The following is a 10,849-nucleotide window of genomic DNA, read 5'->3' on the forward strand; positions in this document are numbered from 1 at the left end:
CCGGTCAGGGGCGCGGGCCGGCCAGGAAGGGGCGGACCATGTCCGGGGTGATCCCGGCGGCGAAGCCCACCGACTCCTCGAAGGAGGCGTCGGTGGCGGTGTAGCCCCCGGCGCCCGCGCCCACCGTCACCTGGAGGTCGGCCAGGCCGGGACGGCGCTGGAACAGGGTCTGCCTCCAGGTCCAGCCGATCACCGCCGACCGCTCCACCGTGGCCTGGGACCGGGACAGCGAACCCGAGCGGACGCTCACCCGCTCCCCGTCGTGCCCGTGGCCCAGGGAGCGGTAGCGGTCCACGCCCAGGGGCACCGCGGCGACCGTGAGGACCAGGGCCACGGCGGCGACCCAGCCGGGGGCGAACGCGGCCGCCAGGGCCAGCGCCAGGGCGGGCGGGCCCACCGAGCGCAGCAGGCGGCGGCCCAGGGCGGCCCGGGGGTGGCGGCGCAGCGTTCCGGTGTAGCGGCCCAGGGCGTGGTCCACGACCTCCTCGACCCGGTCCCGCGGGCCGATCGGCAGCAGCACCGAGCGCCCGGCCGTGTCGCCCAGACCGGTGACGATCGCGCGCAGGCGCACCGCGCCCCGCAGGCGCTCCAGGGGGTTGTCCAGCAGCTCGTACCCGCGGATGCGCCGCTTCTCCAGGGTGACGCTGCGCCGGGTGAACAGGCCGCGCTCGGCCACCAGGGAGCCGTCGCGCTCGCGCAGGGTGAACCCCCAGTGGGTGAGGGCGTAGGAGACCACGGCGAACACCGGCATGAGGAACACGATCACCACGGCGGCCGCGACGGCCGCCGTCAGCAGGCCGTTGCGGTCGGAGGCCTGCACCCAGTCGATGAACGCGTCCGTGGCCCACTCCCCCGCGGTCTGCTGGACCGCGCCGAACAGGGCGGACAGCACCGCGAAGGGGGTGAGCAGGTAGCCCAGGCTCAGTGCCCCGTACAGGTACCAGGAGCGGGGGATGGCGAAGTGGACGGTCCCCTCGTCGGCGGCCGGCCCGTCGTCGCCGGGGGCCGGGCTCTGCCCGTCCCCGGCGGGGGCCGCGTCGGCCGCTTCGGTCCGGCCGACCAGCACCGCCTTGCGGTGCAGCAGGACCCGGCGCAGCCGCTCGGCCTCGGCGGTGTCCACGGCGTCGAGCTTGCCGTCCTCGCTGCCGCCGGCGGCCCCGGCCGCCGCCTCGATGCGCACCACCGCCACGCCCAGGATCCGGTGCAGGAGCGTGCTGGTGACGTCCACGCCCCGGATGCGCTCCAGCGGAATGGTGCGCCGGGACCGGCTCAGCAGGCCCTTGCGGATCTCCAGGTGGTCCCCGGCCACCTCGTAGCGCGTGGTCCGCCAGGTGACGAAGCCGCCGACGAGCAGGGCGACCACGCCCGCGCCGGTCGCGCCCAGCACCCACGGGTTGAACCCGCCCACGACCAGGCCCGCGACGATGGGCAGCAGCAGGCTGCGCAGCTGATTGACGGGCCCCACGACCATGGTCCGGGCGCTCAGGCGGCGCGCCCGCTCCACCCCGAGCGCGTCCGCCGCAGGAGGCACAAGCCCCCCGGCGCCCTCGACCGCGCCTCCAGCCCCATGAACCTCCATGGAACCGGGCACACCCCCGGGTGCATCCGCCCTCGGGCGCGTCGCACCGCCACCGGAGCCGGACACCGAAGGGGGCACGGGTGTCCTTTCGGCGCCCTCCGCCTCCGGCGGCATAAGCCCCTCGGCGTCCTCGGCCTCGTCTCCCGTCCCAGGGGCATCAGCGGAACCGGGGGCATCGTCGGACACGAGCGGCTCCTCGGGGGCGCCTTCCGGGGCGCGGGCATCCGTGGGAACGGGCGCGTCCGGGTCCGGGCGCGCAGGGCCGGGGGGCTCGGGGATGTGCGGGGTCGTCCGGTCGTCGTCACCGGTGCCGTCGGTCACGTGGCATCGTCCCGCAGGGTTCCGGCGCGCACGGCCAGCTCCTCGCTCAGCCCGCGCGCCTCGTCGGCGTCCAGCCCCTCGATGGTCGACGAACCCGCGTAGGAGGCCGTCTGCACCTCCAGGGTCGCCACGGAGAAGAGGCGTTCCAGCCACCCCTGGGTGTGGTCGACCGTCTGCAGGCGGCTCACCGGCACCAGCTGCCAGGTCCGGCTCACCCACCCCGAGCGCGTGTAGATGACGTCTTCGGTCACCTCCCAGCGGTGCACCCGGTAGCGCCAGGAGGGCACCACCGCCACCCGGAGCAGGGCGTACACACCGTAGACGACGGGTACGAACGGGGCGTACTCGCGCACCCACACGGGCGGCCAGCTCCATCCGAGGGAGGTCAGCGCCCACGCGCCCGCGCTCAGCAGTGCAGTGAGGAACAGGCCGCCCAGCAGCAGGCGCACCGTCCACACGCCGATCGCGCGCCTGCTCACCCTGCGCTCCGGCGGCCGCAGTCCGGTGGCGGGCTCCGCCTCCGGCGGGGAGGGATCCAGTGGGGCGTCGGTCGGGGTGTCGTTCACGGACTCGAGTCTAGGGCCGCCCCGGTGCCGCGAACCCCTGCGTGTCAGCGGTTGCGGAACGGCGGTGTCAGCGGGGTGTGGGTGGTGCGGTCCCGCATGTCAGCGTTCTGTCAGAACCGCCGACGAGACTGGTCATCGAACGTGCGAACGGAGGAGTGGGATGACAGACGCCATACGCGCGGAGGGCCTGGTCAAAGAATTCAAGGGCAAACGCGCCCTGGACGGGGTGGACCTGACCGCCAGGACGGGGGCCGTGCTGGGTGTCCTGGGCCCGAACGGCTCCGGCAAGACCACGACGGTGCGCATCCTGGCCACCCTGCTGCAGCCGGACGCCGGCCACGCCGAGGTCTCCGGGTTCGACGTGGTGCGCGAGCCGCACGAGGTCCGCCGGCTGATCGGCCTCACCGGCCAGTACGCCGCCGTCGACGAAGAGCTGACCGGCGTGCAGAACCTGGCGCTGATCGCCCGGCTGCTGGGCTTCGACCGGGCCGGCGCCCGGGCCCGGGCGGACGAGCTGCTGGAGCGGTTCGCGCTGTCCGACGCGGGCGGCCGCCCCGCCAAGACCTACTCGGGCGGCATGCGCCGCCGCCTGGACCTGGCCGCCAGCCTGGTCGGCCGGCCGTCCCTGCTGTACCTGGACGAGCCGACGACCGGCCTGGACCCGCGCAGCCGCAACGACCTGTGGGACGTGGTCCGCGACCTGGTGGGCGACGGGGTCACCGTCCTGCTCACCACCCAGTACCTGGAGGAGGCCGACCGGCTCGCCGACGACCTGCTGGTGCTCGACCACGGCCGGGTCATCAGCCGGGGCACCCCGGAGGAGCTGAAGAACCGGACCGGCGGCCAGGTCCTGGAGCTGCGCACCGTCGAGTCCGGCCGGCTGCCGCTGGCCACCAAGATCATCGAGGCGGTCACCAGCACCCCGGTCACCCAGGACGGCCTGGTGGCCAGCGTGCCCGTCACCGACGCGGGCGTGCTGCCCGAGGTGGTGCGCCGCCTGGACGAGCAGGGGGTCGCCGTCGCCGAGCTGTCCCTGCGCAAACCCAGCCTTGACGAGGTGTTCCTGGCCCTGACCGGGCACACCGCCGAGAGCGACACCGAGGAGGTGCCCGCATGAGCGCCGTGACGACACGGGAGCCGTCGGCGCGGACCGGGGACGCGCCCCGCGTCCCCCGGCACATCACGCCGCTGACCACCGTCCGCAACGGGCTCCAGCTGGCCTGGCGCAGCATCCTGAAGATCAAGGCCAACCCCGAGGAGGTCTTCGGGCTCATCCTCCAGCCGGTCATGTTCGTGACCCTGTTCGTCTTCGTCTTCGGACAGGCGCTCATGGGCGACTGGCAGGCCTACCGGGACTTCCTGATGCCCGGCATCGTGGCGCAGTCGGTCATCTTCGCGACGCTGGGCACCGGGTTCACGCTGAGCCAGGACGTGGAGAAGGGGATCTTCGACCGGTTCCGCTCGCTGCCCATCGCGAGGTCGGCCCCGCTGATCGGCGCGATCCTGGGCGACCTGGTGCGGTACGCGATCACGGTGGTGATGGTGCTGCTGGTGGGCGTGCTCATCGGCTTCCGGCCCGAGGGCGGCCTGGTGGGCGTGGTCGCCGCCGGGGCGCTGGTGCTGCTGTTCGCGTTCGCCCTGTGCTGGATGTCGGCCTTCGTCGGCATGATCGTGCGCACGCCGATGGCCGTGCAGGCGTTCGGCATGATCCTGATGTTCCCGCTGACGTTCGCCAGTTCGGCGTTCGTCGACCCGGAGAGCATGCCGTCCTGGCTGCGGGTGATCGCCGCGAACAACCCGGTGACGCACATCGTGGACGCCATGCGCGGGCTGATGATCGGCGGCGACGTCGCCGGGCCGGTGACCTGGACGCTGGTGTGGGCGGCGATCATCACCGCGGTCTTCTTCCCACCCGCGGTGTGGGCCTACCGGCGCCGCACCTGAACCGCGCCCTCCGGGCCGCGGGCGCGACGGAGGGCGCGTGCCCGGGCGGCAGCACCGTCCGGGGCGCGCGGCCCGCCGCTCGGGCCGGGGCGCCCCGGCCCGCCGGGGCCCGGGCTCAGCGGCGGTCGGCCGGGGCCTCCTCCGGGACGGCCTCCGCCAGCCACCGGGAGGCGGAGGCGAGCACCTCGTCCGGCGGCGGGGCCGCGGCCTCCTCGACCAGGCGGTCGTACTCCGGGGCGCCGAGCTTGTCGCGGAGACGCGCGACGGTGTGCGCCAGGTACGGATCGGTGTCGTCGGGGACGCCGCGCAGCGCCCACGCCCACCCGACCAGCCGGGCCGCCAGGTGCGGCTCCTCCTCCGCCGACACGGCCGCCAGGACCTCGAGCAGCTCCGCCCGGATCGGTCCCATGGTGCCGATGACGCCCCACCACGACCTCGCCGCCTCCCGGCGGGCCCGCGCCGGGTCGCCCTCGTCCCAGGAGATGGTCGCCGCCAGCGCGCACGCCCCGACCTCGACGTAGGCGGGCGCGAACCCGCCGAGCGTCTCCATCGTGACCCGGAGCCGCTCCACCAGCTCCCTGGCCCGCGCGAGCTCGCCCACCTCGCGCTGCCACTGGGCCTCGGCCAGCAGTACCAGCACCGCGTGCTCCGGCTGGGCGGGGCACCCCCGCACCGCCAGCAGGTCCAGTTCCGCACGGGCCGCCGCCGTCTCCCCCCGGAAGATGAGGACCTGGACGCGGCGCACCCGGAACACCGTCGCCATGCTCTCCAGCCCGTGGGACTCGGCCAGGGCGACCGCCTCCCGCAGCATGTCCTCGCAGCGTTCGAGGTCGTCGAAGCGGTGTGCGTCCACCACCTGGGCCAGGGTCTGGCACACCCCCCAGACGTCGCCGAGGGCGCGGAACTCCGCCAGCGCCGTCTCCGCCTGCTCCAGGGAGGTCCGGAAGCGGCCCTGGAGCATGTCGACCAGGGACAGCATCATGCGCACCATGGCCCGCATCCACGGGTCGGGCTGTTCCAGGGCCCGGACGATCCGGTCCCGGGCCTCCCCCCGGCCGTCCTCCGTCATCGCCCGGTACATGAGGGTGTAGACGAGCAGGGGGTGCTCCTCCGGGAGGCGGCCCTCCCCCGCGAGCACCTCCTCGATGGCCCGGACATGCCCCTGGATGTCGTCGAGGGAGTCCGTGGTGGCGGCCGCCCGGTGGAACAGGCAGCTGGCGCGGCCCACGGCGCGCCCCTCGGGCGTGGCGTCGCCCATCATGTCCAGGGCCTGGCCGGCCCAGCGGGCGAGCGGCTCCCAGGAGTCGCTCAGGGTCCAGTACCACTGGGAGTACTCGATGAGGTCCAGGACCAGGGGGACGTCGCGGCGCTCCACCGCCCACCGCACCGCCGCGGCGAAGCCGTCGTTCTCGTCGTGCAGCCGGGCGATCGTCTCGGCCTGGCGGGGGCCGCGCAGCAGCGGGTCGGCCTCCTTCCACAGGTCGCGGACGCGGTGGGCGTGGGCGTCGCGGACGGCCGCGGCCTCCCCGGCGTCGGCGAGGCGCTCGGCGGCGTAGGCGCGGACGGTCTCCAGCAGCCGGTAGCGCGGTGGGGCGTCGGCCCGGCGCGGCTCCTCGGCGACCGCCAGGGACTTGTCGACCAGGGCGAACAGGACGGTCCACACGTCGCGGCCGGCGACCGTGCCGGGGGTGCCGGGGTCGGCGCAGACGTGTTCCACCGATTCCAGGTCCGTGCCCCCGGCGAACACCGACAGGCGGCGCAGCAGGCGGCGTTCGGCCTCGTCCAGCAGCTCCCAGCTCCAGTCGACGACCGCGCGCAGGGTGCTGTGCCGCGGCGCGTGGCGGACGCCGCCCCCCAGCAGGCGGAAGCGGTCGTCGAGCCGGGCGGCGAGCTGGGCGGGGGTCATCGCGCGCAGGCGGGCGGCCGCCAGCTCCAGGGCCAGCGGCAGGCCGTCCAGGGCGCGGACGATGCGCACCACGTGGGGGGCGTTGTCGTCGGTGACGGCGAAGCCGGGGCGGACCGCGCGGGCGCGCTCGGCGAACAGGACGACGGAGGGGGCTGCCGCGGCCTCGGAGGCGCGGGAGTCCTCGGCCGGCAGGGGCAGGGAGGGGACGGGCAGGAGGTGCTCGCCGGGGGTGCCCAGGGGTTCGCGGGAGGTGGCCAGCACGCGCAGCCGCGGGCACCGCTCCAGCAGCAGGGAGGCCAGGCGCGCGGCGTCGTCGACGAGGTGCTCGCAGTTGTCCAGGACCAGGAGCACGGGGTGGTCGGCGATGAACGCGGCGACGCGCTCGACGGGCGGCGGGGGCGGGGCGGAGCGGGGCTGGAGGAGGGCGTGCTCGCGCAGGCCCAGGGTGTCGGCGAGGGCCTCGGGCAGCGAGGCGCCGTCGGTGAGGGGGGCGAGTTCGACGAACCAGGCACCCCGGGACGCCAGGTCCGGGTGCCCGGCGGCGAAGGCCGCGGCGCCCTCGACGGCCAGTCGGGTCTTGCCCGCCCCGCCCGGGCCGGTCAGGGTGACCAGGCGGCCGTGGGCGAGCAGGTCGACGGTGATGCCGACCTCGGCCCGCGGCACGAACCCGGTGAGCGGCACCGGCAGGTGCAGCGGCGTTCCGACCGCCCCCGCCGCGCCGCCGCCGGTTCCGGCGCCGCCCGGCGCGGCGGCTCCGCCGCCTGCGGAGGCCCGGAGACCCCGGGAGGGGGCCGACTCCGAAGAACCGGTACCGGGACCGTCGGCCTCCGGCGCGGCTCCGCCGCCTGCGGAGGCGGGGGCCCGGAGACCCCGGGGGAGGGCACCCTCCGAGGAACCGGCACCGGGACCGTCGGCTTCCGGCGGGGCACCTCCATTGTCTGCGGGGGCGGAGGTCCGAAGGTCGCGGGAGAGGGCAACCTCCGAGGAACCGGGACCGTCGGCTTCCGGTGCGGCGCGGTGTCCCCGCCCGGCGGGGGCCGGGGAGCCCCAGCGGCCGGAGGGCCCCGGGCCGACGGGCCCGTCGGGGTCCGCGGGGGCGGACAGCTGCCCGCGGAGCAGGCGCAGGTGGACGTCCTCCAGGTGCGGGGAGGGGTCCAGGCCCACGTCGTCGGCCAGCCGGGCGCGGAAGCCCTCGTAGGCCGCCACCGCGTCGGCGGTGCGCCCGGCCGCCGCCAGGGCGCGCAGCAGCAGCTCCACCGGCCGCTCCCGGTGCGGCTCGATCCCGGCCAGGGCCCCCGCCTCGGCCACCGCGTCGGCGGTGCGGCCCAGGTCGAGCAGGGCCGCCAGCCGCTCCTCCCGGGCGGTCAGGTGCGTCTGGTCCAGGCGCGCGGCGACGCCCTCGGCCAGCCCCTGGGCGGTCAGGTCCACCAGGGCCGGGCCCCGCCACAGCCCCAGCGCCCGGTCCAGGTCCGCGAGCGCGGGCCCGGGACGGCCGGCCGCGCGGTGGCCGCGGCCCGCGCGGACCAGGTCCTCGAACACGCACAGGTCGACCCGGTCCGGCGCCACGTCCAGCCGGTACCCCTCCGGTCCGCCCTCCACCGCCGCCCCGGCGCCCAGCGCCCGGCGCAGCCGGGACACCAGCGCCTGCAGGGCGTTGGCCGCCCCGGCCGGCGGGGCGCCCGACCACACGGACTCGAGCAGGTGGTCGGCGGCCACCCACTGGCCGGGACGGAGCAGCAGCAGGCCCAGGAGGGTGCGCAACCGGGCACCGCCGATGGTCACGGGCTCCCCGGAGGCGTCGTGCACCAGCAGGGGGCCGAGAATGGAGAACCGCACCCCTCCATCATGGCCCCCCGCGGGCGGTGGGGGGCGTCGTCCACAGGGGCGATGCCGGACACGACGGGTCGCCCCGGGCGGCTCGGGTCCGCAGTAAGGTTCGCTGAGGAGCGTGTGCGGGTGCTCGCGCACGCCCCTCGCCGCGCCCGGCGCCGGGACCGTTCCGGACGCCGCGCCGCGGCCGCTTCCGTCCTGCGGTACGCCCCGTCCCTACGGCGTTCCGCGCTTTTCCAGAGTCCAGCAGGAGTCCCACATTGTTCCCGGCCCTCCCTTCCCTCCGGACGACCGGGGCGCGGCGCGCGCCCCGCACCTCCCCCGGCGCGCTCACCGGCGCCCTGGTGGCGGGGACGGCGTTGACGCTGACCACCGGCTGCGGCCTGTTCGCCCCCGGGCAGAACGGGGACGTGCCCGACGACATCAACGTCGTCAGCCCGATGATGCAGGAGGGCCGCCCGCTCCCCGACCCCTTCACCTGCGTCGGCTCCGAGCCGGGCGAGGACGGCGAGCGCGAGTCGTACTCGCCGCCGCTGAGCTGGTCGGGACTGCCCGAGAACACGGAGTCCCTCGCGGTGGTGGTGGACGACCCCGAGGCCGCCGAGGTCTTCTGGGTGCTCTTCGACCTGGACCCGCAGTCGGGTGAACTCCGGCAGAACACGGTGCCCGCGGACGCCCGCCAGGGGCTGAACAGCACGGGCGAGGCCGCCTACCAGCCGCCGTGCCCGGAGGAGGACGACCCGCACAACTTCCGGTTCACGGTGTACGCGCTGAGCGCCCCGCTGGACCTGCCCGAGGGCGCGGAGCTGTCCTCGGCGCTGGAGGCGATCGCCGACCGCGCGATCGCGCGGGGGTCCCTGGTCACCGGCACGGAGTGATCCGGGCCGCCCCGTGCGCACCGTCCCGGGTCACCCACAGGTATCCCGGGATGGCCGGTCTTTTCCGGATTCCCCGAGGAAGCTCCCATCGCCCTCTGCACACAGGGCGCGACAGCGCATACAGTGGGGCATGCCCCCGCCCCTTTTCAGATGACCGTTATCCGTCCACTCGCCGCGCGGCACGCTGACCTGAGACCGCACAGGAGTCGCCTGCACCCCTCCCGCTCCGCAGGCCGCCCCTCCGCGGGCCCAGGCGGCCGCCGCCCCGCTCCGACCGGCCCCCACCCGGGCCCGTCCCGGAGGGATCCGGGCGCGCGGCCGACCTCCCCAAGGTAGATGCGAAAACCATGACCCTCACCGTCATCATCATCGCCATCGTCGTCGTGCTGGCCGTGCTGCTGCTCCTGCTGCTGGGCATGCGCGCGCTCAACCTGGGATCGCGCGACGACGGCTACGAGGACGACTACGACTACGACGAGGACGGCGGGGACGACGCGGATCCGGGGGACGGCGGGGACGACGACCGCGGCGCCCCGCGGGGGCGCGGCCGCGGGCAGCGCCCGGCCGGGCGGGCGGAGCGGCGCCCCAGGCCCAAACCCCGGCGGGGCAAGCGCGAGGACGACTGGGACGACGACGAGGACGGCGGCTTCTGGTCGAGCCTGGGCGACGACGACGAACGCGGGGACCGGGGCGGCCGCGACGACCGGGACGAGCGGGACGAGCGCGGGGACGACCGGGCGCCCAGCGTGACGCAGTACGAGTACGAGGACGACTACGAGGACTACGAGGACGAACCGGCCGGCGCCCCCGGGGCCACCACGGTGCTGCCGCGCGCCACCGGCGCCTCGGACCCGTCCGCCGACCTCGCGGTGCTGGCCAGCCTGGGCCGCAACGACGACGGCCTTCCGGCGCCCGACGACGGACGGGCCCTGCCGCCGCGTCCCGAGCGCGCCGAGCTGCCGCCGCCCGTCCGGGAGCCCGCCCCGGCCGCCCAGGCCGCGCCCGCGGCGCGGGAGGACGACCCCCTCAGCTCCAGTTCCTGGAACGTGCGGACCACCCCGTCCCCGGACTCCCCGTCCCTGGCCGACCGGCTGACCGCGCCCCGCACCGACCCGCTCGGCGACCCCCTGGGCTCCGGCGGCCCGACGCGCGACCCGCTGGGCGCGCCGTCGGCGGGCGGCGCGGCCCCGGGCGGTGCGCCCTACACGCCGGCGCCGTCCTCCCCGTCCCCCTACGACGGTGGCACGGGCGGCCGCGGGCGCCTCGACGACCCGGACCCGCTGGGCGGCGGGTACCGCGCGCCCTCCTCCGGCTCCGACGTGGGATCGCCGATCTGGTCGAGCCTGGACACCGGCTCCCACCAGCGCCCTGCGGGCGGCTACGGCGCCGGCCCGGGCGTGTCCGGCGACCCGCTGGGCGGCGGCCTCCCCGCCCCGGGGCGGCCCGGCCCGCTGGCGGGCCCGGGGGCGCACGGCCTCCCGGACCGCCCCTCCTACGACAGCGGCACGCACGCGCGATCGGACTACGGCGCGCCCCGGCGGCCCGAGTACGAGACCGGCGAACACACCCGCCCCGCCTACGACACCGGGTCCTACACCCGCCCCGAATACGACAGCGGCGCCCACGGCCGACCCGAGTACGACAGCGGCGCCCACACCCGCCCCGCCTACCCCGGCCCCGCCTACGACACCGGCACGTCCTCCTACGACAGCGGCACGCACGCGCGGCCGGACTACGGCGCGCCCCGGCGGCCCGAGTACGAGACCGGCGAACACACCCGCCCCGCCTACGACACCGGGTCCTACACCCGCCCCGAATACGACAC

General features: G+C 76.2%; 7 protein-coding genes. 4 read left to right on the plus strand and 3 right to left on the minus strand.

Annotation, left to right across the window (positions count from 1 at the left end):
- Positions 1 to 4: 4 nt before the first annotated feature.
- Together ACFVNO_RS29385 and ACFVNO_RS29390 are read right to left on the minus strand one after the other, a co-directional pair.
- Positions 5 to 1,471 carry a PH domain-containing protein gene (locus tag ACFVNO_RS29385; protein WP_378897483.1) on the minus strand — a complete coding sequence of 489 codons (1,467 nt, stop codon included), beginning with the start codon at positions 1,469 to 1,471 and terminating at the stop codon, positions 5 to 7.
- Between the two features lie 425 nt (positions 1,472 to 1,896).
- Positions 1,897 to 2,466 carry a PH domain-containing protein gene (locus ACFVNO_RS29390; protein ID WP_378897431.1) on the minus strand — a complete coding sequence of 190 codons (570 nt, stop codon included), beginning with the start codon at positions 2,464 to 2,466 and terminating at the stop codon, positions 1,897 to 1,899.
- A gap of 160 nt (positions 2,467 to 2,626) precedes the next feature.
- Between ACFVNO_RS29390 and ACFVNO_RS29395 the strand changes: the two genes are divergently transcribed.
- Entirely contained in the window at positions 2,627 to 3,583 is a 957-nt protein-coding gene (locus tag ACFVNO_RS29395; RefSeq protein WP_355266225.1) for an ATP-binding cassette domain-containing protein, read from the plus strand.
- Positions 3,580 to 4,410 (plus strand): ABC transporter permease, encoded by an 831-nt coding sequence (locus ACFVNO_RS29400; protein ID WP_220560156.1) that lies wholly within the window; start codon positions 3,580 to 3,582, stop codon positions 4,408 to 4,410. The genes ACFVNO_RS29395 and ACFVNO_RS29400 overlap by 4 nt, the downstream gene beginning before the upstream one ends.
- A gap of 115 nt (positions 4,411 to 4,525) precedes the next feature.
- Here the strand turns inward: ACFVNO_RS29400 and ACFVNO_RS29405 are convergent, their stop codons facing one another.
- Positions 4,526 to 8,152, minus strand: coding sequence for a BTAD domain-containing putative transcriptional regulator (locus ACFVNO_RS29405; protein WP_378897435.1), 3,627 nt, complete (start codon positions 8,150 to 8,152; stop codon positions 4,526 to 4,528).
- Positions 8,153 to 8,406: 254 nt separating this feature from the next.
- Between ACFVNO_RS29405 and ACFVNO_RS29410 the strand changes: the two genes are divergently transcribed.
- The gene (locus ACFVNO_RS29410) at positions 8,407 to 9,024 is read left to right on the plus strand and encodes a YbhB/YbcL family Raf kinase inhibitor-like protein (protein WP_355266232.1); all 618 of its coding nucleotides are present in this window, start codon (positions 8,407 to 8,409) and stop codon (positions 9,022 to 9,024) included.
- Between the two features lie 347 nt (positions 9,025 to 9,371).
- On the plus strand, positions 9,372 to 10,849 hold a 1,478-nt coding region (locus tag ACFVNO_RS29415), incomplete at its 3' end, for a hypothetical protein (RefSeq protein ID WP_378897439.1).

This window comes from Nocardiopsis sp. NPDC057823 (genome assembly GCF_042797335.1).
GTDB lineage: Bacteria > Actinomycetota > Actinomycetes > Streptosporangiales > Streptosporangiaceae > Nocardiopsis > Nocardiopsis changdeensis.

Coding starts and splice junctions, on each gene's coding strand:
- ACFVNO_RS29385 (WP_378897483.1), bottom strand. CDS start 1,471: ATGGTCGTGGGGCCCGTCAATCAGCTGCGCAGCCTGCTGCTGCCCATC.
- ACFVNO_RS29395 (WP_355266225.1), top strand. CDS start 2,627: ATGACAGACGCCATACGCGCGGAGGGCCTGGTCAAAGAATTCAAGGGC.
- ACFVNO_RS29400 (WP_220560156.1), top strand. CDS start 3,580: ATGAGCGCCGTGACGACACGGGAGCCGTCGGCGCGGACCGGGGACGCG.